Origin of the sequence: Thauera aminoaromatica (assembly GCF_000021765.1) — a bacterium.
Taxonomy (GTDB): Bacteria; Pseudomonadota; Gammaproteobacteria; order Burkholderiales; family Rhodocyclaceae; genus Thauera; species Thauera aminoaromatica.
The window spans coordinates 2147528-2172070 of record NC_011662.2; the positions used below are offsets into that span (position 1 = coordinate 2147528).

A 24543-nucleotide genomic window follows, 5' to 3' on the forward strand; every position below is an offset into this window, starting at 1 on the left:
CCCTGCAGGAGCGCCGGCAGCCGCGCATTCACGATCTGCTGGCGATGCTTCGCGCCACTCAGGCCAGGCCTTCCGCCTTCAGCGCCGCCTGTACCGCCGGACGCGCCGCCACGCGGGCCTGAAAGGCGCTCAGGTTGGGCCACTTCGCCAGGTCGATGCCGACGAACTTCATCCAGCTCAGCACGGTGAACAGATAGCCGTCGGCGACGCTGAAGTCCTCGCCCAGCAGGTAGGACTTGCCATCGATCTGCTCGTTTACATAGCCGAGGCGGCGCTCGAGGTTGGCGCCGGCGATCTCCTTCCACTCCTTGCCCGAGGCCGGGTTGAAGAAGGGGCTGCAGGACTTGTGCAGCTCGGTGCCGATGAAGTTGAGCCATGACTGCAGGCGGTAGCGCTCGATCGTGCCGTTGGCCGGCGCGAGCTTCTTCTGCGGCGCCTGGTCGGCGATGTACTGCACGATCGCCGCGCCTTCGGTGAGCAGCTCGCCGCTGTCGAGCAGCAGCGCCGGGACGTAGCCCTTGGGGTTGCTTTTCCAGAAGTCGGCGCCGCTGGCGGTCACCTTGGTCTTGAGGTCGACCGACTCGGTCTCGTAGGGCAGGCCGGATTCTTCCAGCGCGATGTGGGGCGAGAGCGAGCAGGCACCGGGTTTGAAGTAGAGCTTCATGTTGTCTCCTGGTCGAGGGGTTGGGAGCCACGATTATGCCACGACGCGCCATGAAACAGTCGCGCGCCGCCGGTGGGGCGGGGGGTAGGAGCGACGCAAGTCGCGATTGCAGCGTTCGGACTCCCGCCGGCGTCCTTCGCAGCAGCGAGGCCGATCGCGACTCGCGTCGCTCCTACGCAAAACCGCGGGGGTCGTCCGCTGCGGTCGGGGCGATGCGCAGCGGCACTGTGACCGGGCCGTCGTTGATGAGTTGCACCTTCATGTCGGCGCCGAAGCGGCCGGTCTCCACCTGCGCGTGGGCGGCGCGGGCACGGGCGACGAAATGCTCGTAGAGCGCCTGGCCGGTGTGCGGGTCTGCGGCCTTGGTGAAGCTCGGCCGGTTGCCGCCCGAGGTGTCGGCGGCGAGGGTGAACTGGCTCACCACCAGCAGCCCGCCTCCGACGTCCTGCACCGAGCGGTTCATCTTCCCGGCTTCGTCGGCGAAGATGCGCAGCTTGAGGATCCTGGCGAGCAGCTTGTCGGCCTCGGCGGGCGTGTCGCCGCGCTCGGCGCACACCAGCGCGAGGAGGCCGGGGCCGATCTCGCCGATGGTCTCGCCATCGACGATCACACGCGCTTCGGAGACGCGCTGCAGGACTGCGAGCATCGGGGTTTCTCGTGAAAGCGGTGGTCTGTGCGGAAAGCCGCGGGAAACGGGGAAGGGAAAGGAAACGGGAGGAAACGGGGACAGACCACGATTTCGCAGGAAATGCGCGGTCTGTCCCGGACAGACGCATTAAGAACTACGTCAGACCGCCGCCAGCGCCTGCTCCAGATCGGCAACGATGTCGTCGATGTGCTCGATGCCGATCGACAGTCGCACCATGTCGGGCGACACGCCGGCCTTGGCGAGTTCGGCCGGCGAGAGCTGGCGGTGGGTGGTGGAGGCCGGGTGGCAGGCGAGCGACTTGGCGTCGCCGATGTTCACCAGGCGGGTGATGAGCTTCAGCGCATCCTGGAAGCGGCCGCCGGCTTCAAAGCCGCCCTTGACCCCGAAGGACAGGATGCCCGAGGCGCGCCCGCCCATGTACTTCTGCACCAGGGCGTGGTCGGCGTGGTCGGGCAGGCCGGCGTAGTTCACCCACTCGACCTTGGCGTGCTTCTTCAGGTACTCGGCGACCTTGATCGTGTTGGTGCAGATGCGGTCCATGCGCAGCGCCAGGGTCTCGATGCCCTGCAGGATCAGGAAGCTGTTGAAGGGCGAGATCGCCGCGCCGGTGTTGCGCAGCGGCACCACGCGCGCGCGGCCGATGAAGGCGGCTGCACCCAGAGCCTCGGTGTAGCACACGCCGTGGTAGGAGACGTCGGGCTCGTTGAGGCGCTTGAAGCGCGCCTTGTGCTCGGCCCAGGGGAACTTGCCCGAGTCGACGATCACGCCGCCGATCGAGTTGCCGTGGCCGCCGAGGTACTTGGTGAGCGCGTGCACCACGATGTCGGCGCCGTGCTCGAAGGGGCGGCACAGGTAGGGCGAGGGCACGGTGTTGTCCACGATCAGCGGCACGCCGGCCTTGTGCGCGATCTCGGCGAGACGGCCGATGTCGGTGACGTTGCCGAGCGGGTTGCCCACCGATTCGCAGTAGATCGCCTTGGTACGCGCGTCGATGAGCGCGGCGAAGCTGTCGGGGTCGCGGTAGTCGGCGAAGCGCACCTCGATGCCGAACTGCGGGAAGGTATGCGCGAACAGGTTGTAGGTGCCACCGTACAGCGTCGACGCCGAGACGATGTTGTCGCCGGCTTCGGCGATGGTCTGGATGGCGTAGGTGATCGCCGACATGCCCGAGGCCACGGCGAGCGCGCCGATGCCGCCTTCGAGCTGGGCCACGCGCTGCTCGAGCACCGCGGTGGTCGGGTTCATGATGCGGGTGTAGATGTTGCCCTGCACCTTGAGGTCGAAGAGGTCCGCGCCGTGCTGGGTGTCGTCGAAGGCGTACGAGGTGGTCTGGTAGATCGGCACCGCGACGGCCTTGGTGGTCGGATCGGGCGAGTAGCCGCCGTGCACGGCGATGGTCTCGAGCTTCATGGGTCAGGTCTCCCCTTGGGTGAAAGTGGCGGGGAGTATAGCCAGCGCGGGCGGGATGGCGGAACCGCCGCATGCGCGTGGTGCTTCGATGCCGGCGGCGCGCTGGTCTATCCCGGGGTGCGAACTGCGACGCAGACACGGTTGCGGCCGCCGCGCTTGGCACGGTAGAGCGCGGCATCGGCGTCACCGAGGACGCGGGCGGGATCCCCTCCCGACACGAGGGCAAGACCGAGGCTGATGGTGAGCGACACCGCGCCGGCCGCGGTCGCCGCGGGCGCCGCCTCCACGCTACGGCGCAGGCGTTCGGCGAGGGTGAGGGCGGTGTCGGTGTCGGCGTCGACGTCGTCGAGCAGCACGGCGAATTCCTCGCCGCCGAGGCGGCCCGCCCGGTCGTGCTGGCGCAGGCCGCCGCGGATCAGCCGTGCCGCGTGCTGCAATACCTCGTCGCCGACCGGGTGCCCGTGGGTGTCATTGACGTGCTTGAAGTGGTCGATGTCGATCATCAACAGTGCGCTGCCGCGCGCGGGCTCGCGCCGGGCGTCGTCGAGCGCGGCGTCCAGGCACGCCAGGAAGCTGCGCCGGTTGGGCAGCCCGGTCAGCGGGTCGGTGGCGGCGAGCTCCGCCAGCCGGCGTTCGCGCTCCTTGCGCTCGGTGACGTCGCGCAGCAGCCACACGCGGCCGAGGCGTCGCCCGTCGTGTTCGATCGGCAGCCAGTCGATCTCCAGCGTGCGCCCCTTCACGCCCTCCACTTCGACCGTGGCGCGCTTCTCCGCCGTGAGGTCGGCGTCGGGCCGATGCAGCCACCCCATGCGCTCCGTACCCAGCCGCTCGCACAGCGCCGCGTGCGTGAGGCCGATCAGTTCGTCCGGGGCGGCCGCGAGACCGAGCAGTTCGCAGAACCCCCGGTTCACCGAGCTGATCAGGCCGTCCTGGTCTTCCATCAGGACGCCGCCCGGGAAGCGCTCGAGCACCGTCTTCAGGCGCAGGCGCTCGGTGGCGAGCGCCATCCGCGTGCGGTACTTGTCGGAGATGTCGACCAGGGTCCAGACGGTGTCGCTGTCGGGGTCCTCCGGGTCCAGCATCACGCCATGTACGTCGAACCAGCGTTTCTTGCCACGATTGTCGCGCAAGGGCAGTTCGATGTTGACCTGTCCGCCGGCCCGCAGCGCCGCGTAGTGCTGCGGGATGAAGATGGCCTGGTCCTCGTGCAGGGCGAGGTCGGTGAGCTTGAGTCCGCCGATCGGGGTCGAGGGCGGCGCGAAGATCTCGTGGGCGCGGCTGTTGGCTTCGAGGATGTCGAGGTCGGCGTCGAGCATGGCGATGGCGGCCGCGCTGTGGTCGAGGAGGGCCCGACGCAACTGCGTGGCGGCGACCCGTGCGGTGATGTCGGAGAAGGTGCCCACGAGACGCCGCGGGCCACCCTGCGCGTCGGTCTCCACGACGCTGCCGCGGGCGTGGATCCAGACCCAGCGCCCGGACGCGGCGCGCAGGCGGAGGTCGCCCGCCACGGGAGCGTCGGGCGTCGCGCTCGGCACGGCGCGCAGCATCGCGTCCTGGCGCTGGCGATCGGCCGGATGGACGAGCGCGCAAAAGTCGTCGAAGCACATCTCCGAGCCCAGTTCCGGACGATCGAGCATCTCGAGGATGCGCTCGTCGAGCGCGATGCGGTCGCGGGCGAGATCCCACGACCACAGGCCGTCGCGGACGGCGTCGACCGCCTGGCGCAGGCGCGCCTCGCTTTCGCGCAACTGCTGCGCAGCCACCTGGCGCTCGGTGATGTCGTGCACATAGCCGTGCCACAGCGTGTCGCCTTCGGGCGTGCGCTCGGGGTTGGCTTCGCCGAGCAGCCAGCGCAGCCGGTCGCCCTCGCCCCGCACGCGGAATTCGCATCGCCAGGGCGCGAGGTTCGCGGCCGAGCGGAGGATGCTGTCGCGCAGACGGTCCAGATCGTCGGCGTGGACGCGCTCGAACAGGCGCATCGCCGAATCCTGCAGCCCCTCGGGCCCCACCCCGTAGAGTTCGCGCACGCCCGGGCTGCAGTAGGGCATGGAGGTGCTGCCGTCCGCACGCAGCAGGAACTGGTAGGCCATGCCCGGAAAGTGACCGACCAGCTTCTCCAGCCGCCTGCGGGCGCGGCCGAGCTCTTCGCCCTGGCGGGCGTGGCGGCGCCAGAGCAGGCTGATCAGCAAGGCCGCTGCCAAGAGCAGCAGCGAGCCCAGGCCGCTGCGGAGGCGGTTGTCGCGGATCGTGCCGCGCACCGGGGCGAGCGCGTCCGCCTTGCTCAGCCCGAGCGCGGCGACGACGGGAAAGCCCGCAACGCGGTGCCAGGCGTAATAACGCTCGACGCCGTCCAGTGGCGCGGTCGCATCGAAGTTGCCCTGCAGCGCCACGCGATCGAGCAGATAGGGGCGGTCGGACGGCACCGAGCGCCCGATGGCTCCCGCGGTCCGGTTGGAGTGGGCGAGGAAGTGACCATCGTCGAGCACGAGCGCCGCCACGTCCGAGGTCCCCGGATAGAGTTCCCTCAGTGCCCGGGTGAGATGGGCGACCGACACCGACAGGACGATCACGCCGCGCAGTCGCCCCTCCTCCACGAGCGCACGGGAAAACGGCACGATCCAGGCGCCGGTCATGCGTCCGCGGTAGGGCTGGCCGATGAAGAGGCCCTTGTCCCCTTCCAGATGGACGCGAAAATGCCCGAAGTCCGCGATGCCGTAGCGCTCGAGTTCGAGCGGCAGGCGCTCGCCGACGGTGGAGTAGAGGAGCCGCCCCTCGGCATCGGCGACGTCGATGCCGACCAGGGCGTCTTCGGGAAGCGCAAGGTGCGCACGCACGAGGGCGTCGCGCGCGCCCTGCGGACCTTCCTTCAGCCAATGCTCGCCCAGGTGCAGGGAAAGATAGTCGAGCTTGCGGAACAGCGCTCCGGTGTGCAGCGCCAATGCGTGTGCGGTCTGCAGGGCACGCAACCGGGTCAGGCTCTCGGCCTGGGAGACGAGCGCGGTGTGCGAGTGGTCGAGCTGCAACCAGTAGCCGCCGAGCAGTACCGTGAACGCCAGCCAGGCAACCACCAGCCTGCCCGCGATCCCGTCACTGCGAACGAGGGCGGCGACCGTGGCGCGCGAACGATACAGGAGGGAGGAGAGGGGCAAGTCGGTTTCACCGATCTGTAGTGGTTCAAGTCTATCAAGTTGCGAGGAAATCCGAGCGGACGATTGTTACGCGGCACGACGACTTCCCTTGCGCCGGATCGCCGCGCCTCGGGCATCATGGCGCGCTTCACAACCCGAGAGGCAGGCAAAACCCATGTACCCCATCCACGACACCGACGCGCAGTTGCTGCTGGCGACCCTGATCGCCGCAAAGAGGCGACCCGCCGCGCTGGCCGATATCGTCGCGGCCGCCGAGTTCATGGGCTTTCCGGTCACCGCCCCCGCGGCGTGGGCGGTGGCCTTCGAGCGCTTCGTCACCCACGGCCTGTTGACCACGGCGGGCGAGGGCTACGTGCTGACGCCGCTGGCCGTGCAGCTGGTCGAGGGCCTGCCGAGGAAGGCCGAGGCCGATGAGCGCGTGTTCCTGCTGCGCGAGCGCCTGTCGGCGTACAAGCCGGCCACCGAGCATGCGGCAATCGCGATCGGCGCCGAGCACTTCGAGGCGGCGCTGCGCGAGCATGCCAGGCTGGCGCAGCAGGGCGGCAAGAACCTGCTGATGCCCAAGCCCAAGCGTGACGACGAGGACGAGCGCAGGCGTCCGTACGGCGGCCGGCCCGGCGGCGGCCGCTTCGGCAATGCGCGGCGGCGTCCCTGATGGCGTAGTGGCGGTCCGCGCGAGGCGCTCGCCGCCCGGTTCTTGCCTTAACCGAAGCGGGTCGGCGGTACCGATCGCGCCACGCTGTCGGGCTCGGTCACCGGCTCGCCAGCCAGCGTGCGCAGCGGGATCACGCCCGCCCACACCGGCCAGTCCAGGTCTTCCTCGTCGTCCTTCACGCCCCAGTCGCGCACCTTGGCCGACGCCTCGTCGAGCGCAATCCGCAGCACGCTGGTGGCGTTCAGCTCCTTCTCCGTGATCGGGCGCAGCGTGTCCCAGCGTCCGGGGTAGAGGCCGTCGATGAAGGCGCGCAGGCTGGCGAGCTTGTGTGCGGGCTCGGTCACCGCCTCGAAGCGGCCGTAGACCACCACCGAGCGGTAGTTCATCGAGTGGTGCATCGCCGAGCGCGCCAGCACCAGGCCGTCGGCGAGTGCGATCGTCACGCAGGCCTCGCCCTCGGTCAGCGCCTTCAGCATGCGCGAGGCCTTGGCGCCGTGGAGGTAGAGGTGCCCGCCCTCGCGCCAGTGGATCGTGGGAATGGCATGGACCGCGCCGTCGAGCTGGAAGGCGACGGTGCACAGCATCGCCGCATCGACGATCGCGGCGATGGTGTCGGCGTCGTAGTGCGCGCGCTCGGGCAGGCGGCGCACGCGGGTGCGCGGGGAGGGGGCAGGTCGCGTGGGGCGGGGCATGGCGTCGAGGCTCCGAGGGGTTCGATCACCTTATCCTAGGTTCGTGGTGGTACCTTTCGTAGTGCCACAAGGACCTTCCAGATTGGAGCCACGATGGAGCTCGACTGGCTGCTCGCCCCACCCTTGCCCGCGGCGGTGCCGCGCCAGCGCGTGCTCTATCTCCGCCTGCGCGAGGCCATCCTGTCGGGCCGGCTGGCGGCCGACACGCGCCTGCCCGCCAGCCGCAGTCTCGCGGCGACGCTCGGCATCGCACGCAACACGGTGCTGTTCGCCTATGAGCAGCTCGTCGCCGAAGGCTGCCTGGTGGCGGATCGCCACGGGACGCGGGTGGCACAACTGCCCGCCGCACCGGGCGCCTCGCAGCCCGTGTCCCGCACACAGGGGCCGCCGCCGGTGCTGTCCGCGCGCGCGGCTGCGGCGCTGCAACGCGAGCCGGCGCGCGACGCCGAAGCGCTGCCGTTCTCGCCCGGCGTGCCGGACTTCGGTGCCTTCCCCTTCCGTGCCTGGCGCGCCTGCCTCGAGCGCGCGTGGCGCGACGCCGGCTGGCGTCAGCTCGGTTACGCCGCGCACGGTGGCGATCCGAGCCTGCGTGCGGCGCTCGCGGCCCACCTCGGCAGCGTACGCGGCCTCGCGGTGGATGCCGCGCAGCTCCTCATCACCAGCGGCACGCAGGCGGGGCTCGACCTGTGCGCGCGCCTGCTCGCCGATCACGGCGACACGGTCTGGGTGGAGAACCCGGGCTACCTCGCCGCCCGCGTCGCCTTCGGGCTCGCCGGCCTGCAGGTGCACGACGTCATGGTCGATGACGAGGGGCTGGCCCCCGGCGCGGAAGACTGGCTGCGCCATCCGCCGCGGCTGATCATGACCACCCCCTCGCACCAGTACCCCAGCGGGCGGGTGATGTCGCTGCCGCGCCGGTTCGCGCTCATCGAGCGTGCCCGTGCGGCTGGCACCTGGATCGTCGAGGACGACTACGACAGCGAATTCCGCCGTGCCGGTCCGGCACCGCCCGCGCTGTTCGGCCTGCAGCCCGGCGCCACGGTCGTGTACGCCGGCACCTTCAGCAAGACGCTGTATCCGGGCCTGCGCCTGGGCTATCTCGTCCTGCCGCGCACCATCGCGGCGGACTTCATCCACGCTGCGGCGCGCGCCACGCGCGCCGGGCAGGGCATCGAGCAGCGCGCGCTCGCCGACTTCATCGGGCGCGGGCATTACATCACCCATCTCCGTCGCATGCGGGCGCGCTACAACGCCCGCCAGGCTGCGCTGCGTGCCGCCCTGCGGCAGGCCTTCGGTCCCGGGCTGCTGCTGTCGGGCGGAGAAGCCGGGCTGCATCTGGTGATGTGGCTGCCCGACGAGCTGCCCGATGTCGCGGTGGCGCAGCGCGCCGCGCAAGTGGGGCTGGGCGTGCGCGCGCTGTCCGCCTACGCGCGCCCGCCGGTGCGCTGCAACGGGCTGGTGCTCGGCTATGGGAACCTGGACGAGGGCGCGGTCGAAGGGGCGGTGGCGCGGCTGAAGCGGGCGGTGGAGGATGCGTCTGCAGGGCCGAGGTCGCCGATCGGGGCTGCCCGATGCTGAAAGTGAGCGGCTCTTCGTTTCCGAACTTGGGCGCCGGCCTTGGGTGCGACGATGCGCAGCCGTTACACTCCGCGCCCTGACTCGTTCGCACTCTCCGGAAGCTCCCATGGCCCAACTCGTCCTCCACCCCGGCAAGGAACGCTCGCTGTTCCGCCGCCATCCCTGGATCTTCGCCGGCTCGGTGGACCGGCTCGAGGGCCGCGCGCGGCCGGGCGACACGGTGACCGTGGTGACGGCCGAGGGCAAGGCGCTGGCGCGGGCGGCGTGGTCGCCGTCCTCGCAGATCCGCGCGCGGGTGTGGAGCTTCGATGCCGAGGCGGCGATCGACCACGCCTTCTTCAAGCGCGCGGTGGCGGCCTCGGTGGCGCGCCGCGCGGCGATCCCGGCGCTGCGCGGGCAGGAGGGTGTGCGCCTGATCCACGGCGAGTCCGACGGTCTGCCGGGCGTGATTGCCGACCGCTACGGCGAGGTGGTGGTGCTGCAGCTCACCAGTGCGGGCGCGGACAAGTGGCGCGAGGCCATCGTCGCCGGGCTGGTGCAGGCCACCGGCTGCGCGGCGGTGTACGAGCGTTCCGACTCCGAGGTGCGCGGGCTGGAAGGTCTGGAGTCGCGCACCGGCTGCGCGCATGGTGCGCTGCCGGCGGGCGGGCTCACCATCGTCGAGAACGGCGTGCGCATGGAGGTGGACGCCGAGGGCGGGCACAAGACCGGCTTCTATCTCGACCAGCGCGACAACCGCCTGCTCACCGGCCAGCTCGCGGGCGGGCGCACGGTGCTCAACTGCTTCTGCTACACCGGCGGCTTCTCGCTGCAGGCGCTCGCCGGCGGGGCGGCCTCGGTGCTGTCGATCGACTCGTCCGGCCCGGCGCTGGCGTCGGCGCGGCGCAACCTCGCGCTCAACCCGCAACTCGACGCCGAGCGCGCCGAGTGGCTGGAGGCGGACGTGTTCAAGGCCCTGCGCGCGCTGAAGGACGAGGGCCGCAAGTTCGACCTGATCGTGCTCGACCCGCCCAAGTTCGCGCCCTCGGCCGCGCACGCCGAGCGCGCCGCGCGCGCCTACAAGGACATCAACCTGTTCGGCTTCCGCCTGCTGAACCCGGGCGGCATCCTGATGACCTATTCGTGCTCGGGCGGCATCGGGCAGGAGCTGTTCCAGAAGATCGTCGCCGGCGCGGCCATCGACGCCGGGGTGGATGCGCGCATCCTGTACCGCCTGTCGGCCGCGCCGGACCATCCGATCGGGCTGGCCGTGCCGGAGGGCGAATATCTCAAGGGGCTGGCCTGCCAGGTGGGGTGAGCGGGACTGCCCTGTGGCGCGGCGGGTGCGGCAGGAATCGCATGCTCGCGTTTCTTCACGGTCCGGATCGCGACTCGCGTCGCTCCCACGGCACGCCTCATAGGTGCGGTCGTCCTTGTAGGAGCGACGCCAGTCGCGATTGCGGCCGCCCGGGCGGCGACCGACGGCGGCGAGGGCCGGACGGGGGAATCGCGACTTGCGTCGCTCCTACGGCGCGCTGTGGAGCCGCGGTGGTTCTTGTGGGAGCGACGCCAGTCGCGATTGCGGCCGCCCGGGCGGCGACCGACGGCGGGGAGGGCTGGACACGGGAATCGCGACTTGCGTCGCTCCTACGGCACGCTTCATAGGCGCGGTGGTTCTTGTGGGAGCGACGCCAGTCGCGATCGGGCCGCTGGGCGGCGACCGACGGCGGCGAGGGCCGGACGGGGGAATCGCGACTTGCGTCGCTCCTACGGCGCGCTGCGGAGCCGCGGTGGTTCTTGTGGGAGCGACGCGAGTCGCGATCTGCGTGCTCGTGTTCAGCTTGCATTCAGATTGCGGCGGGCACACTGTCTGCGTCGAAACCCGCCGGAGAATGAAGATGAAGACGCGATTCCGTTCCCTGCTGGCCGCCGCCGCGCTCCTTGTCGCAGGTGGCCTGTCCGTGTCCGGCGCGAGCGCGGGCGAGCGCGTGCGCGTGGAGGAGATCCGCCAGCTGCGCGAGAGCGGGCAGATTCTCTCCGCCGAGGACATTCTCGCGCGCAGCCGCGCCATCCAGCCTGGCCAGGTCGTCGGTCTGGAGCTCGAGCGCGAGGACGGACGCTGGATCTACGAGGTCAAGCTGATCGACGAGCGCAACCGGGTGCACGAACTCGAGCTCGACGCCGCCAACGGGGAAGTGCTCGAACGCAAGGAGAAGTGAGCGATGCGCCTGCTCGTGGTCGAGGACGATGCGGCGCTCGGCGAGCGCCTGCGCACGCGGCTGGTCGCCGAAGGCTATGCGGTGGACCTCGCGCGCGACGGCATCGACGGCGCCCATCTGGGCGCGACCGAGCCCTACGACGCGGTGATCCTCGACCTCGGCCTGCCCGGCAAGCCGGGGCTGACCGTGCTGCGCGAGTGGCGCGCGGCGGCGAACCGCGTGCCGGTGCTGATCCTCACCGCGCGCGACGGCTGGGCCGAGCGTGTCGAGGGCCTGCAGGCCGGCGCCGACGACTATCTCGGCAAGCCCTTCCATGTCGAGGAGCTCCTCGCCCGCATCCAGGCCCTGCTGCGCCGCGCCGCGCCGGTGCCCGACACCGAGTTGCGCGCGGGCGACTGGCGGCTGGACGAGGCGCGCCAGTGCCTGGTCGATCGCGCCGGCAACGAGCAGGCCCTGACCGCCACCGAGTTCCGCCTGCTGCGCTACTTCATGCGCCACCCCGACGAGGTGCTGTCGAAGACGCGGCTCTCCGAGCACGTCTATGACTACGACGCCGAGCGCGACAGCAACGTCATCGAGGTCTACGTCCGCCGCCTGCGCGGCCTGCTCGGCAACGAACGCATCGAGACCCGGCGCGGGCAGGGCTATGTGTTCCGCAGCGGCGACTGAGGCGCGTGCGCGGGGGCGGGCCGGAAGATGAACTCGATCCGCCGTCGCCTCTCGCTCACGCTCGCCCTGGTGCTGCTCGCCGCGGGCGTCCTGCTGGCCTTCGCACTGCGCGACTTTCCGCGCCGCATGGTCGAGGAGCACGTGCTCGCCCGCCTCGACCACGACGCCGACCTGCTCTACGTGCATCTGCTCGACGCGCTCGCACGCCAGGACGGCGAGGCGGGGATGGACAGCGCGCTGATGGGCGCGGCCGGGCCGGCCTACGACCTGCCGCTGTCGGGGCATTACTTCCTCGTGCGCCTCGGCGATCGGCAGTGGCGTTCGCGCTCGACCTGGGACGCCGACCTCGACCTGCCGGAGGGGGCGGAGGGGCTTGTGTCGCCTCGCCTGGCCGGCCCTGCCGGGCAGGCGCTGCTGGTGGTCGCGAAGCGCTTCCCCGACAGCGCCGACGGCCGCGCGGTGAGCATCGCGCTCGCCGAGGACGTCGCCGCGATCGATGCCGCGATCGCGGCCTTCCGCGCGCAGGCGCTGACCGTGCTCGGACTGGCGCTGCTCGTGCTGCTGGTGCTGCAGCGGCGCGTGCTGCTGCGCGGGCTGGCACCGCTGGACGAGGCGGTGGACGCCTGCCGGCGGCTGGAGCGCGGCGAGGCGGTGCAGTTCGAGGCCGACGCGCCCGCCGAGGTGCGCCCGCTGCTCGCCGCCGTCGAGCGCCTGTCGCGCCATCAGGCCCAGCGCCTCGGACGCATCCGCCACGCCGCCGGCAACCTCTCCCACGCCCTCAAGACGCCGCTCGCGGTGCTCGGCCACAGCGCGGACGCGCTTGCGGCGCGTGGCGACGGGGAGGGCGCGGCGGCGATCCGCACCCAGCTCGAGACCATGCGCGCGACCATCGAGCGCGAGCTGCGCCGTGCCCGCCTTGCCGGCGGCGCTGCGGGCGGCGCCGGCTTCGCGCTGCGCGCCCAGCTCGGCGCGCTGGTCGAGGTGTTGCAGCGCCTGCACGCCGGGCGTGGCCTGCGCATCGAGCTGGAGGCGGACGAGCGCACCTGGCCGGTGGATCGCGAGGACATGCTGGAGCTCTTCGGCAACCTGCTCGACAACGCCTGCAAGTGGGCGCGTGCGCGGGTGCGGGTGGTTGTGGCGCCCGACGCGGGGACGGCGCGGCTCGCCTTCAGCGTGGAGGACGACGGCCCCGGCGTGGCGCCCGAGCTGCTCGAGCGCCTCGGCACCGCCGGCCTGCGCGCCGACGAGTCCCGCCCCGGCCACGGCCTCGGCCTGGCGATCGTCGGCGACATCGTCACCCAGTACGGCGGCACGCTCCGCTTCGGGCGCGGCAGCGTGCTCGGCGGCCTGCGCGTGGACGTCGAGCTGCCGCTGGCAGTGTAGGGGCGACCCGTCGGGTCGCCCCTACGTCGGCTACGGATGCGTCGTGATCCGAATAGAAGGGTTTCCCGAAGGACTTTCCTTAGCTAAGATAGTAAGCAATTACTCACTAAAGAGAGCGTTGCCGTGCGTGCCAAACCCCTCCCCGCCGAGACGCGTCGGGCCGTCACCGTCGAGGCGGTGATCGAGCTGGCAGCCGAGCGTGATCCCGGCGAGATCACCACCGCGGCGATCGCCAGCCACATGAAGCTGACGCAGGGCGCGCTGTTTCGCCACTTCCCGAGCAAGGACGCGATCTGGGAGGCGGTCATGGAGTGGGTCGCCGAGCGCCTGCTGGCGCGCGTCGACCGTGCCGCGGCGCAGGCGGCGTCGCCGCTCGCGGCGCTGCAGGCGATCTTCCTCGCCCATGCGGACTTCGTCGCCGAGCATCCGGGCGTGCCGCGCATGCTGTTCGGGGAGCTCCAGCGTGCCGAGGCGACGCCGGCGAAGCGGCTCGCGCGCGCGCTGCTCGAGCGCTACGGCGAGCGCATCCGCGGCCGCCTCGAAGCCGGCAAGGCGGCAGGCGAGGTGTCGGCGGCGCTGGACATCGATGCGGCGGTGATCCTCTTCGTCGGCACCCTGCAGGGGCTGATCATGCAGTCCATGCTCGCCGGCGACCTGCTCCGGATACGGCGGGACGCGCCGCGCGTCTTCGCCATCTACCTGGCCGGGATCCGGAGCGCGACATGAGCCTGCCCAGGATGAAGGCGCGTACGCTCGCGCTGGTCGCGGTGATCGTTCCGCTGCTGGCCGTGTTCGCCAACGTGGCAATGCGCTCGGGTCCGCTCGCCCCGCTCAAGGTGACGGTGGCGCGGGTGGAGGAGGGCGTGGTGTCGCCGGCGCTGTTCGGCATCGGCACGGTGGAGGCACGCCACGTCTACCGGATCGGCCCGACGGCGGCTGGGCGGGTCAAGCGCGTCGACGTCCAGGTGGGCGAGCGTGTGCGCGTCGGGCAGGTGCTCGGCGAGATGGACGCGGTGGATCTCGGCGACCGCATCCGCGCCCAGGAGGCTGCGCTCGAGCGCGCGCAGGCGGCGATGCGCGAGGCCGAGGCGCGCCAGGGCTTCGCGCGCACGCAGGCGCGGCGCTACGACAAGCTGGGCAGCCTGCAGGCCGCGAGCGAGGAGCTTGCGCTCACCCGCCGCCAGGAGCTCGAGGTCGCCGAGGCCGGCCTCGCCGCCGCGCGCGAGGAGCGCACGCGCGCCCGCGCGGAAGGCGCCGCGCTGCAGGCTCAGCTCGCCAACCTGCGCCTGGTCGCGCCGGTCGATGGTGTGGTCACGCTGCGCGAGGTGGAGCCGGGCACCACGGTCGTGGCGGGCCAGGCGGTGCTCGAAGTGATCGACCCGGCGACCCTGTGGGTCGACCTGCGCCTCGACCAGGTCAATGCCGGAGGCCTGGCCGCCGGCTTGCCGGCCCGCGTCGTGCTGCGCTCGCGCAGCGGCGAGGCGCTCGCCGGGCGGGTGCTGCGCGTGGAGCCGAAGGCCGACGCGGTGACCGAGGAGCTGCTCGCCAAGGTGGTCTTCGACCGGCTCCCCGAGCCGATGCCGCCGCTCGGCGAGCTGGCCGAGGTCACCCTGGCGCTGCCGCCGCTGCACGCCGCGGCGGTGATCCCCAACGCCGCGCTGCGGCGCGAGGCGGGTGCGGTCGGGGTGTGGCGGCGCGCGGGGGAGGGCGGTCTGCGCTTCGTGCCCTTAAAGCTGGGCGCGAGCGACCTCGACGGGCGCGTGCAGGTGCGCGAGGGCCTGGCGGCGGGCGACGAGATCGTCGTGTATAGCGAGGCCGGGCTGCGCGCAGGCCGCCGCACCGAGGTCGTCGCGGCACTGGACGGAGCGGGCAAATGATCAGCCTCGCCGGCCGCGACATCCTGCACGGCTGGGGCAAGTTCGTGTTCACCGGCGTCGGCCTGGGGCTGCTGATCGGCGTCACGCTGGTGATGGCGGGCGTGTATCGCGGCATGGTCGACGACGGCAAGGCCTTGCTCGACAACAGCGGCGCCGACCTCTGGGTGGTGCAGCGCGACACGCTCGGCCCCTATGCGGAGTCGTCCAGCGTCCACGACGACCTCTACCGCAGCCTGCTCGGCCAGCGTGGCGTGGCGGGCGCGGCGAACATCACCTACCTGACCATGCAGGTGCGCAAGGGCAGCGAGGACGTGCGCGCGATGGTGGTCGGCATCGCCGCCGGCCGGCCGGGGGCCACGCCGGGCTGGCCGCCGTATCTGGTCGCGGGGCGGCAGATCACGCGCGGGCATTACGAGGCGGTGGCCGACGTCGCCAGCGGCCTGCGCCTCGGCGAGCGCGTGGGCATCCGGCGCAACCAGTACACCGTGGTCGGGCTGACCCGGCGCATGGTGTCCTCGGCCGGCGACCCGATGGTGTTCATCCCGCTCAAGGATGCGCAGGAGGCTCAGTTCCTCAAGGACAACGACGCCATCCTGCAGGGTCGCCGCCGCACTGCGGCCAACCCGGCGCTCAACCGCCCGGGCGTGCCCGGCCTGCTCGACGCGGTGCTCGCCTCGCAGAGCACCAACCCCTATGTGAATGCCGTGCTGCTCACGCTCGCGCCCGGCCACGCGCCCGACGAGGTCGCCGAATCCATCCGGCGCTGGCAGCGCCTCACCGTGTACACCCGGGCGCAGATGGAGGGCATCCTCGTCGGCAAGCTGATCGCCACCTCCGCGCGCCAGATCGGCATGTTCCTGGTCATCCTCGCGGTGGTGAGCGCGGCCATCGTCGCCTTCATCATCTACACGCTGACCATGGACAAGATCCGCGAGATCGCGGTGCTCAAGCTCATCGGCACGCGCAACCGGACCATTGCCGCGATGATCCTGCAGCAGGCGGTGGCGCTCGGGCTGATCGGCTTCGTCGTCGGCAAGATCGCCGCCACCTGGTCGGCGCCCTTCTTCCCCAAGTACGTGCTGCTGGTGCCCGCCGACACGGTGGCGGGCTTCGCGGCGGTGATGGCGATCTGCGTGCTCGCCAGCCTGGTGTCGATCCGGCTCGCGCTGCGCGTCGATCCGGCCGAAGCGATCGGAGGCTGAGATGGACCGACCGACGCGCGCCGGCAAGGGCATCCTGATCGAAGGCCTCACCAAGCGCTACGGCAAGGGCGACACCGCAGTGGATGCCTTGAAGGGCGTGGACATGCGTGTCGCCCCGGGCGAGGTCGTCGGCCTGATCGGCCCCTCGGGCTCGGGCAAGAGCACGCTGCTGAAGTGCCTCGGTGCGGTCATCGACCCTACGGCGGGGCGCATGACCCTGGGCGAGGAGTGCATCTTCGACAACGGCTGGAAGGTGCGCGACCTGCGCGCCCTGCGCCGCGACCGCATCGGCTTCGTGTTCCAGGCGCCCTACCTGATCCCCTTCCTCGACGTCACCGACAACGTCGCCCTGCTGCCCATGCTCGCCGGCGTGCCGAACGCCGCGGCGCGCGCGCGGGCGCAGGAATTGCTGAGCGCGCTCGACATCTCGCACCGTGCCGCGGCCATGCCCGCGCAGCTGTCGGGCGGCGAGCAGCAGCGCGTCGCCATCGCCCGCGGCCTGGTCAACCGCCCGCCGGTGATCCTCGCCGACGAGCCTACCGCGCCGCTCGACAGCGTGCGCGCGATGGCGGTGGTGCGCATCCTCAACGACATGGCGGCGCAGTTCCAGACCGCGATCATCGTGGTGACCCACGACGAGAAGATCATTCCCACCTTCAAGCGCATCTATCACATCCGCGACGGGGTGACGCACGAGGAGGCGGGCGAGGGGCGGCTCGTGCGCGAAAGCGCGTGAGGACCGCTGCGCGGGCCGCCCCGCCGCGCTGCGATGGGGTCGGGCGGCACGGAATGTTCTTGCACCGGGGCATGGAACATTTTCCGCGGCGCTTCGTTTCATTGTCCAGGAAGGCGATTCCGCCCTCTCGAAACCATCACGAAAGGACCTCTTCGACATGCAATCCCGCTCCACCCCCCGTCTGCTCGCCTTCGGCGCCGTCGCGATCCTCGCCGGCCTTCTTGCGGCCGCTCCCGCCACGGCGGCCGACAGCCATCGCCATGACACCCACACGGCGGTCCTCCAGCTCGACCAGGGGGCCAGATGGCAAACCGACGCCGCGCTCCGGACCGGCATGGAGGCGATCCGCGACGCGCTCGCGCGGGCCATCCCGCAGGTGCATGCGGGGCGCTTCGATGCGGCGCAGTATCGTGCGCTGGCCGAAGGGGTCGAAGGGCAGGTCGCCTACATCGTGCAGAACTGCAAGCTGAAGCCTGAGGCGGACGAGGTGCTGCACGCGATCATCGGCAGGCTCGGCCAGGGCGTCGAGGTGATCGGCGGCCACGCCGCCGGAACGAAGCCGGAGGAGGGCGTCGTCCACCTCGCACAGACCCTCGACGACTACGCCGCGCACTTCGACCACCCGGGCTGGAAAGGGCTGGAGACCGGACACTGATTCGACAGCGGCAGCGGAGGAAGGCCTGGTGACGGATCTCCCGCGCGCATGATCGGCGAGCGCCCGAGCAGCGGGGCGGACGCGGGCGCGGACACGGGTGAGGTGCGCGAGCTCGCCCGCGCCCGCGCCGGCGACGTGGCCGCCTTCGGCGCGCTCGTCCGCCGCCATCAGGAGCGCGTGTTCCGCTTCCTCCACCGCATGCTCGATGCCCGCGAAGAGGCGATGGAGCTGACCCAGGACGTCTTCGTCAAGGCCTGGCAGGCCTTGCCCGACTGGCGCCCCGAGGCGGCGTTCTCCACCTGGCTGCTGCAGATCGCGCGCAATGCCGCGCTCGACCAGTTGCGGCGCCGGCAGCTCGTGCGCTTCGCGCCGCTGGAGGAAGGCCTCGAGGTCGCCGACGACGCTCCGGGACCGGAGGCCCGCTATGCCAGCCGACAACGCCAGGCGCAACTGGAGCGGGCGCTGCAGCGGCTTGCCGCGGAGCACCGCGAGATCCTGCTGCTGCGCGAGGTCGAGGGCCTGGCCTACGGCGAGCTGGCCAGCGTCCTCGGCATTGCCGAGGGCACGGTGAAATCCCGGCTCGCACGCGCACGCAGCGCCTTGCTCGAACACTTCGACCCGCACACCGGAGCCTCCCATGAATAGCTCTTGCCCCACAGGATCTTGTGCCCCCGGGCCGTGTCCTCCCGACGAGGCGCTGTCGGCGCTCGTGGATGCGGCCCTGCCCTCCGAGGCCGGCGCCGGACTGCTCGCGCACTGCGCGGGCTGCCCGCGCTGCACGCGCCGGCTCGCCGAATTGCGCGCCCTCAGCGACGCCTTCGCGGCCCTACCCGCGATCCGCCTCGAGGTCGATCTGGCCGCGCAGCTTGTCGACCGCCTGCAGGCGGGCGCCCCGGCGGCCGCGCGCAAGCGCGGGCAGGGCCCCTGGTGGGTGCGCTGGATGGATCGTATCCGTCCGCCGACGCCCTGGCGCTTCGCCTTCTCGCCGTTTGCCGGATCCATTGCGGCCGTCGGGCTCGGGTTGTGGCTGGGCGGGATGCTGATGGAGCTCGAGGAACCGGTGTCGCCGCCTGCGGCGAACACGACGCTGGCCGCCATGAGCGTGTTCGGTTCCGTCCCACCGGGAAATCTCTGTCCGCGGGCCGGGGCCTGCGGCGCAAGCGGGAACGCGCGATGAAAACCACCAAGCCTGGAATGGCGCTGCTCCTGTCGGTCGCGCTCAACGTCGGCGTGCTCGGTGCCGTGGTGCTGGATCGGCTCGGGCCGGGGGCGTCCTCGACATCGGCGCCGCCCCTCCATCGCATCCTGGAACTCGACGAGGCGCAGCGCGCGCGCTGGGACGCGGTCGAAGCGCCCTTCCTGCAGCAGTTCCACGCTGCCAGCGGCCAGTTGGAGGCGCATCGGCGGGCACTCGTCGAAGCCCTCTTTGCCGAGGCGATCGATCCGCTGCGCATCGAGACCGCGCGCGCGGCGATCGCCGAGCTGCAGCAGGACCAGCAGCGCCTGATCATCGAGCAGCTGATCGCCGAGCGCGAGATTCTCGACGCGCGCCAGCGCCAGCAGCTGCTCGGCCTGCTCCTTGCCCAGCCGCCGGCACGCACCACGGTCGAGGACCTGCACGCGCGCCCGACGCGCTAGCGCATCTCGAACGCCTCCTGGTGGAAGCTCGCGCCGCCCATGCCGAGGCCGCGCAAGCCCTTGCGCAGGCTGGTGGCGAGGCCGCGCGGCCCGCAGAACCAGATCTCCGGCGCCGCGCCCGCGCGCGGGCGGTCGCGCAGCGTCGCCGCGGTGAGGCGCTCGTTGCGGGCGCCGCTGATCACGTGCAGGCGCACCGCGGGCAGGTTTGCGCACAAGGCCTGGAGGCGGGCGACGAAGGGGTCGGTCGCATGCTCGCGCACGCTGTAGTAGAAATCGACGTCGGGCGCCTGCTCCGGCCTCGCCTGCAGCGCCTCGAGCCAGGCGAGGAAGGGGGTCACGCCGATGCCGCCGGCGATCCAGATCTGCTCCCGCCCGTCCAGCGACTGCGGCAGATCGAAGCATCCATAGGGGCCTTCGACCTGCATGGGCCGACCCGGCTGCAGGCGCTGCGCGAGGCCGCGGGTGTAGTCACCCAGTGCCTTGATCTGGAAGCGCACCCGACGGTCGCCGCGGTCGGCGCCGGCGATCGTGAAGGGATGCGCGCCCTCCAGACGATCGAAGGTCGCGAAGGCGAACTGCCCCGGCCGGTGTCCGCGCCAGCCCTCGTCGAGCCGGCAGACCACCTCGGTGACGCCCGCGCCGGCGTCGCGGACCGACTCCACCACGCCGCCGACGCGGCGGTCCTGGCCGATGCGCCCGGCCAGCACCCGCACGCTGGCGACGCTGCCGGCGGCGATCAGGCCCGCCAGCAGCACGCCGACCGGTTGCGTCCAGTAGTCGAGCGGCGCGAGGAAGGCGGCATGGAAGGCGAGCGCCAGGTACAGCACCGGCATCCCCTTGTGAACGTAACGCCAGATCCGGAACGGTAAGCGCTTCCACAGCGTCAGCACCAGCATCGCCAGCAGCGCGTAGATCGCGAACTCGCCCAGCTCCTCGGCGACGTCGCGCATGGCTTCGAGCAGGCCGCCGCCGTGATCCTTGGGCAGGCGCCCCTCGCGCCCCCACAGCGTCTTGATGAGGTCGTCGGAGAGCTCGACCAGCCAGTGCAGCACCGCGAAGCCGACCGCGAGGATGCCGGCCCATTTGTGCACACGGTAGATGCGGTCCATGCCGCCGAAAAAACGCTCCAGCCGGGCCGGACGGGTGGCGAGCACCATCGCAAGCGACATCAGCGCGAAGGACCCCAGGCCGGTGAGCGTCAGCGCGTGCTCGCGCACCGCCCAGGGATTGCCCGGCGCGCTGGCGACGGCGCCCGTCGCCGACAGCATTTCCACGCCCCAGGCCAGGCCGACCAGGGCGATGAAGGCGGACAGAAAGCGTTTCATGATCCGGTCCCTCCTTCAGTCGTCCTCGAAGTAGCCCTTCGCGGCGTCGATGTGGCACGCGGTGCAGTTGGCCTTGCTGCCGACGTCCTTGCGGGTCCACTCGGAGCGCGGGACCTCGTCGTGCTCGCGCACCCACTTCGGCAGTTCGGTGATGCGCAGGGGGGCATCGCCGGGGCGCAGGCCGCGCAGCAGCTTGCCCGGCTGCCCGCGCGCGTCGCCGGCGTGATCGACGAGGTAGCGGGTGATCGCGGCGGTGGTGTCGGCATCGACGCTGGCGTCGTCGCCGAAATGATTCTCCAGTTCGCCCATCATGCGTGTCCACGACGCCGCGGGCAGCATCGACGCAGGGAAGGCGATGTGGCAGCTCGCGCACTCCTGCACGGTGAGCGGGTCGGTGACCGGCGGATAGAAGTCGTCGTCGCCGGCCTGGGCGCGGCCGAGCAGCATGAGGGTCACGGCGATCGCGGCGGCACCGAGGGTGAGGGGGCGAAGGGCGGGGGTCTTCATGGCGGGTCTCCGGGGTGGCGCTTACTGGGTGCTCATCCAGGCGAGCCAGTCGCCCTTCTCGCGTGCGCTGCACTCGCGGCCGAGCACCTCGTTGCAGTTGCGCTTGAACCATTTTTCGACCTTCGCCGGGTCGCCGTAGCGTGTGGCCGACACCGACACCGCCATCGGCTCGATGGCCTTGCCGGTGCGGGTCTGGCCGGCTGAGCGCGCGTTCTCGCCATGGCAGGAGGTGCAGGCGGGCGTGTCGGGCTTGCCGAGGCCGTGGCGGGTGCGGTGCAGGGCTTCGCCGCGTGCGGCGGAAAAACCGGCGAAGGCGGGGTCGGTGGCGCGCGCCTCGGCGGCGTAGCGCTCCAGGAGGGCGGCGCTCGGGGCGGCGAGCGCCCCGGCACTGGCGGCGAGGCCGCACAGCAGCGCAAACGCGCGGAATTGGCTGTTCATGGTTCGTTCCTTGATCCGGGCTGAGGACTCGACCGGACGGGCATCGCGGATGCCAGTCGTCCGGAATCGCGAGCCCAGTGTGCAAGCGCGCCACTGAATCGAACCTGAACGGAGAAAGCGCGTGCGCCAAGGAGCGGCGGGGGCGGGCGCCGATGCGCCCGCGCGCTGCCCGCGCTCAGCGCATGTCGAAGAGTTCCTGGTGGAAGTCGGCCGCCGGCAGGCCCCGGGCGACGAAGCCCTCGCGCAGGGACTGGCCGAAGCCGCCCGGTCCGCAGAACCAGACGTCGGCTTCGGCCCATCCCGGCACGGTGTCGCAGATGCGCGCCACGTCGAGGCGGCCGTCGCGCGCGCTCACCAGCACGTGCAGCCTCACCCCCGCCGCCTGCGCATCGCGCTGCAGGCGGGCGATGAAGCCCTGGTCCGGTTCGGCCGTGCTGTAGAACAGATCGACCTCGCGCCCGTCGGGCTCCACCGCGAGCGCCTTCATGCGGGCGATGAAGGGGGTGATGCCGATGCCGCCGCCGACCCAGATCTGGCGGCGCTTGCCGCTGGTGCTGCCGCTGGCGAAATCGAAGCGGCCATAGGGGCCTTCGACGGTCACGAGGTCGCCGACGCGGAGCAGTTCGGGCAGGCGCGCGGTGTAGTCGCCGATGCCCTTGATCAGGAAGAACAGGCGGCCGTCCTCCTTCCAGCCCGAGGAGATGGTGAAGGGATGCGCGCCTTCGTCCCTGGAGAAGGTCACGAAGGCGAACTGGCCAGCCTCGTGCCCCGGCCAGCGGTCCTTGAAGCGGATCGCCACCTTGAGCACGCGGTTGTCGGGGAAGGGCACCAGCTCCTCGATCTCGCCGACCGCCTTGCGCCGGTGGCCGACACGGCCGGACAGGGACACCACGGCGGCGACGCTGCCGCCGGCCATCAGCACGGCGAGCACGATGCCCATCGGCTGCGTCCAGTAGGCGAACGGCGTCAGCAGCACCGAGTGGAAGACCAGCGCCAGGTAGGCGAGGGCCAGCAGGCGGTGGGTCTTGAAGAACAGCCGGTACGGAAAGCGCTTGGCGAGCGCGATCACGATCAGCACCACCGCCGCGTAGAAGGCCCACTCGCCGACCGATTCCGCCAGGCCGCGCTGTGCGCGGAAGAAGCTCTCGACCGGGTCGGTGAGCGGCGGCTTCGGCCCCCGCTCGGGCTTGACCAGCCAGCCCCAGCCCACCGCCCACTTGGTGCCCTGCGCCCACAGCCAGTGGATGACCGAGAACACCAGGCCGGTGATGCCCAGCCACTTGTGCAGGCGATAGGTCTTGTCCAGCCCGTCGAGCAGCGGCTCGACCCGCACCGGGCGCAGCGCCAGGATCATCCCCACGCTCATGACGCCGATGCCGATCACGCCGGTGTAGTTGATCGCCACCGTGCGCAGGGCGAAGTATTCGTAGCCGGCAGGCAGCAGCGGATCGGCCATCCACCACAGCAGGCTGAGCAGCAGCAGGAGTCCCGCGTACGCAAATCGGATGTTCTTCATCGTGCTCTCCCTCGGATCGCATTTCGGCGCCCGCGGCAAGGCGCGGCCCGCACGCCGCGTGGAGCGCCACCTGCGCCGAGTATCCGCGAAAAGCCAGCGGCCCGCCTTGTCGCCGCGCAAGGCCGCCGCGCACCGAATGGCGACGCCGTTCTGGGGCTGGCCGTTCAGGTTCGGTTAAGGATCGCGGCCCCATGCTGCGGGTTGTCCCGACCACGGAGCCTTTCCAATGATGACCAAGAGCTTGATTCCGACGCTGCTGCTGGCGCTTGCCGCCGGGATCGCTACCCACGCCCGCGCCGCCGGGGACGAACCGACGGCGCTGTCGCCGCAGGCCTGCCAGGCGCTGCACCAGGAGCTCGACGCAGTCGCGGCCCATGTGCGCGAGGCGCGCGCGAGTGGCGCCGCACACGCGGACGCGCCCGATCCCTACCCGGCGCTGGCGCAGGCACTGGAGGCCCACCTCGATGCCTTGAAGGCCGGCCTGCCGACGCCGGCGACACCGCGCGCGCAGGCTGGCGAGTTGTTGAGCGACATGCGTGACGCCCTGGTCCTGGTGCGCGGCGCCACCCACCTCGAAGCCCGCCTGCTCGCGGTGCAGCGCCTCGAGGACGATCGACGGCTCTACAATCGCGTCCTGGAGACCCTGGGGTGCTCCGCCACTCGACCCACCGCACTTTGAACCGATGACCTCGATCACGCCGCGCCAGGCCCTGCTGCTCTCGCTCGCCGCAGCGCTGAGCACCATCGCAATGAAGACCGGCGCCTGGTGGCTGACCGGCTCGATCGGCTATCTGTCGGATGCGCTCGAATCGGTGGTCAACCTGGCGGGCGCGGGTTTTGCGCTGTGGATGGTGTCCTACGCGCAGCGCCCGGCGGACGAGGATCACCAGTACGGTCATGGCAAGGCCGAATACTTCTCGGCCGCGTTCGAGGGCGGGCTGATCTTCATCGCCGCGCTGATCATCCTGATCACCGCCGGGGAACGCCTGCTCCATCCGCAGGCGATCGGCGACCTCGGGCTCGGCACCTTGCTGTCCGTCGGCGCGAGTCTGATCAACTTTCTCGTTGCGCGCGTGCTGCTGCAGGTCGGTCGCGCGCACCGCTCGCTCGCGCTCGAGGCCGACGCGCGCCACCTGATGGCCGACGTATGGACCACCGCGGGCGTGGTCTGCGGTGTCGGCCTCGCGGGCGCCACCGGCTGGAGCTGGCTCGACCCGGTGGTCGCCGGTGCGGTCGCGCTCAACATCCTGCGCGAGGGCTGGGAGCTGATGCGGCGCTCGATCGACGGCCTCATGGACCGCGCGCTGTCCGAGACCGAGGTGGCCGCGATCGAACGTACCCTGGCCGAGGCCTCGCCGCCGGGCTGCTTCCACGGCAGGCTCGCCACGCGGGCCGCGGGTGCGCTGCACTTCGCCCACGTCGAGCTGTGCGTTCCCGGGGAGTGGACCGTCGCCGAGGCCCACGCGGTGGCCGATGCACTCGAGGGCATCGTGCTCGAGCGCACCGGCACCCGCCTCTCGACCCACCTCGAGCCCCTCCCGCCGAACCTCCCGCAGGGCGCGGGCGTGGACTTGGGCCGCGTGCCCGACGAAGGGCCATAGA

At 71.4% G+C, this 24543-nt stretch carries 26 protein-coding genes; 17 read left to right on the forward strand and 9 right to left on the reverse strand.

Annotated elements, in window-relative coordinates; genetic code table 11:
* Positions 1–58: 58 nt before the first annotated feature.
* From gstA to TMZ1T_RS09450, 4 genes are all read right to left on the reverse strand, one after another.
* The gene (gene gstA, locus TMZ1T_RS09435) at positions 59–664 is read right to left on the reverse strand and encodes a glutathione transferase GstA (RefSeq protein WP_004312941.1); all 606 of its coding nucleotides are present in this window, start codon (positions 662–664) and stop codon (positions 59–61) included.
* 172 nt (positions 665–836) lie between these two features.
* Entirely contained in the window at positions 837–1310 is a 474-nt protein-coding gene (dtd, locus tag TMZ1T_RS09440) for a D-aminoacyl-tRNA deacylase (RefSeq protein WP_004312942.1), read from the reverse strand.
* Between the two features lie 141 nt (positions 1311–1451).
* Positions 1452–2723, reverse strand: coding sequence for a bifunctional O-acetylhomoserine aminocarboxypropyltransferase/cysteine synthase (locus tag TMZ1T_RS09445; protein WP_004312943.1), 1272 nt, complete (start codon positions 2721–2723; stop codon positions 1452–1454).
* A 107-nt stretch (positions 2724–2830) separates the two neighbouring features.
* Positions 2831–5872, reverse strand: a complete 3042-nt coding sequence (locus TMZ1T_RS09450; protein WP_012585244.1) for a diguanylate cyclase — start codon at positions 5870–5872, stop codon at positions 2831–2833.
* Between the two features lie 154 nt (positions 5873–6026).
* On the opposite strand from TMZ1T_RS09450, the gene TMZ1T_RS09455 reads away from it, so the two are divergent.
* Complete coding sequence (locus tag TMZ1T_RS09455) at positions 6027–6527, forward strand: hypothetical protein (RefSeq protein WP_004312945.1); 501 nt, start codon at positions 6027–6029, stop codon at positions 6525–6527.
* A 47-nt stretch (positions 6528–6574) separates the two neighbouring features.
* Here the strand turns inward: TMZ1T_RS09455 and TMZ1T_RS09460 are convergent, their stop codons facing one another.
* Complete coding sequence (locus TMZ1T_RS09460; protein ID WP_012585245.1) at positions 6575–7219, reverse strand: pyridoxamine 5'-phosphate oxidase family protein; 645 nt, start codon at positions 7217–7219, stop codon at positions 6575–6577.
* A gap of 93 nt (positions 7220–7312) precedes the next feature.
* Here TMZ1T_RS09460 and pdxR point away from each other — a divergent pair, with 93 nt between their 5' ends.
* From pdxR to TMZ1T_RS09525, 13 genes are all read left to right on the forward strand, one after another.
* The gene (gene pdxR / locus TMZ1T_RS09465) at positions 7313–8797 is read left to right on the forward strand and encodes a MocR-like pyridoxine biosynthesis transcription factor PdxR (RefSeq protein WP_004312947.1); all 1485 of its coding nucleotides are present in this window, start codon (positions 7313–7315) and stop codon (positions 8795–8797) included.
* Between the two features lie 106 nt (positions 8798–8903).
* Positions 8904–10094 (forward strand): class I SAM-dependent rRNA methyltransferase, encoded by a 1191-nt coding sequence (locus tag TMZ1T_RS09470; protein WP_004312949.1) that lies wholly within the window; start codon positions 8904–8906, stop codon positions 10092–10094.
* 580 nt (positions 10095–10674) lie between these two features.
* A complete protein-coding gene (locus tag TMZ1T_RS09475) occupies positions 10675–10995 on the forward strand; it encodes a PepSY domain-containing protein (RefSeq protein WP_012585246.1) in 321 nt (106 codons plus the stop codon).
* A gap of 3 nt (positions 10996–10998) precedes the next feature.
* Positions 10999–11664: a response regulator transcription factor gene (locus TMZ1T_RS09480; RefSeq protein ID WP_004312952.1), complete on the forward strand. Its 666-nt coding sequence runs from the start codon at positions 10999–11001 to the stop codon at positions 11662–11664.
* Positions 11665–11691: 27 nt separating this feature from the next.
* Positions 11692–13047 (forward strand): sensor histidine kinase, encoded by a 1356-nt coding sequence (locus TMZ1T_RS09485; RefSeq protein ID WP_012585247.1) that lies wholly within the window; start codon positions 11692–11694, stop codon positions 13045–13047.
* Between the two features lie 123 nt (positions 13048–13170).
* Positions 13171–13773: a TetR/AcrR family transcriptional regulator gene (locus TMZ1T_RS09490; protein ID WP_012585248.1), complete on the forward strand. Its 603-nt coding sequence runs from the start codon at positions 13171–13173 to the stop codon at positions 13771–13773.
* A complete protein-coding gene (locus tag TMZ1T_RS09495) occupies positions 13770–14924 on the forward strand; it encodes an efflux RND transporter periplasmic adaptor subunit (protein WP_012585249.1) in 1155 nt (384 codons plus the stop codon). The genes TMZ1T_RS09490 and TMZ1T_RS09495 overlap by 4 nt, the downstream gene beginning before the upstream one ends.
* Entirely contained in the window at positions 14921–16126 is a 1206-nt protein-coding gene (locus TMZ1T_RS09500; RefSeq protein WP_012585250.1) for an ABC transporter permease, read from the forward strand. Before TMZ1T_RS09495 ends, TMZ1T_RS09500 begins: the two co-directional genes overlap by 4 nt.
* Before the next feature lies 1 nt (position 16127).
* A complete protein-coding gene (locus TMZ1T_RS09505) occupies positions 16128–16862 on the forward strand; it encodes an ABC transporter ATP-binding protein (RefSeq protein WP_012585251.1) in 735 nt (244 codons plus the stop codon).
* 157 nt (positions 16863–17019) lie between these two features.
* Positions 17020–17517 carry a hypothetical protein gene (locus TMZ1T_RS09510; protein ID WP_004305383.1) on the forward strand — a complete coding sequence of 166 codons (498 nt, stop codon included), beginning with the start codon at positions 17020–17022 and terminating at the stop codon, positions 17515–17517.
* A 48-nt stretch (positions 17518–17565) separates the two neighbouring features.
* Positions 17566–18162, forward strand: coding sequence for an RNA polymerase sigma factor (locus TMZ1T_RS09515; protein ID WP_004305381.1), 597 nt, complete (start codon positions 17566–17568; stop codon positions 18160–18162).
* A gap of 64 nt (positions 18163–18226) precedes the next feature.
* A complete protein-coding gene (locus TMZ1T_RS09520; protein WP_261789190.1) occupies positions 18227–18694 on the forward strand; it encodes an anti-sigma factor in 468 nt (155 codons plus the stop codon).
* The gene (locus TMZ1T_RS09525) at positions 18691–19155 is read left to right on the forward strand and encodes a periplasmic heavy metal sensor (RefSeq protein ID WP_012585253.1); all 465 of its coding nucleotides are present in this window, start codon (positions 18691–18693) and stop codon (positions 19153–19155) included. The genes TMZ1T_RS09520 and TMZ1T_RS09525 overlap by 4 nt, the downstream gene beginning before the upstream one ends.
* Here the strand turns inward: TMZ1T_RS09525 and TMZ1T_RS09530 are convergent.
* The 4 genes from TMZ1T_RS09530 to TMZ1T_RS09545 form a co-directional block, all read right to left on the reverse strand.
* A complete protein-coding gene (locus TMZ1T_RS09530; RefSeq protein ID WP_012585254.1) occupies positions 19152–20480 on the reverse strand; it encodes a ferredoxin reductase family protein in 1329 nt (442 codons plus the stop codon). The genes TMZ1T_RS09525 and TMZ1T_RS09530 overlap by 4 nt on opposite strands.
* Before the next feature lie 15 nt (positions 20481–20495).
* Complete coding sequence (locus tag TMZ1T_RS09535) at positions 20496–20987, reverse strand: diheme cytochrome c (RefSeq protein ID WP_004305375.1); 492 nt, start codon at positions 20985–20987, stop codon at positions 20496–20498.
* 21 nt (positions 20988–21008) lie between these two features.
* Positions 21009–21425 (reverse strand): DUF1924 domain-containing protein, encoded by a 417-nt coding sequence (locus TMZ1T_RS09540; protein ID WP_004305373.1) that lies wholly within the window; start codon positions 21423–21425, stop codon positions 21009–21011.
* 175 nt (positions 21426–21600) lie between these two features.
* Positions 21601–22941 (reverse strand): ferredoxin reductase family protein, encoded by a 1341-nt coding sequence (locus tag TMZ1T_RS09545; protein ID WP_012585255.1) that lies wholly within the window; start codon positions 22939–22941, stop codon positions 21601–21603.
* Between TMZ1T_RS09545 and TMZ1T_RS09550 the strand changes: the two genes are divergently transcribed.
* From TMZ1T_RS09550 to TMZ1T_RS09560, 3 genes are read left to right on the forward strand one after another with little or no spacing between them, the layout of a single operon-like run.
* Positions 22931–23119 carry a hypothetical protein gene (locus TMZ1T_RS09550; protein WP_041589642.1) on the forward strand — a complete coding sequence of 63 codons (189 nt, stop codon included), beginning with the start codon at positions 22931–22933 and terminating at the stop codon, positions 23117–23119. The genes TMZ1T_RS09545 and TMZ1T_RS09550 overlap by 11 nt on opposite strands.
* Positions 23120–23167: 48 nt before the next feature.
* Positions 23168–23620, forward strand: a complete 453-nt coding sequence (locus TMZ1T_RS09555; RefSeq protein WP_012585256.1) for a hypothetical protein — start codon at positions 23168–23170, stop codon at positions 23618–23620.
* Between the two features lie 4 nt (positions 23621–23624).
* Positions 23625–24542: a cation diffusion facilitator family transporter gene (locus TMZ1T_RS09560; RefSeq protein WP_004305368.1), complete on the forward strand. Its 918-nt coding sequence runs from the start codon at positions 23625–23627 to the stop codon at positions 24540–24542.
* Position 24543: the final 1 nt, after the last annotated feature.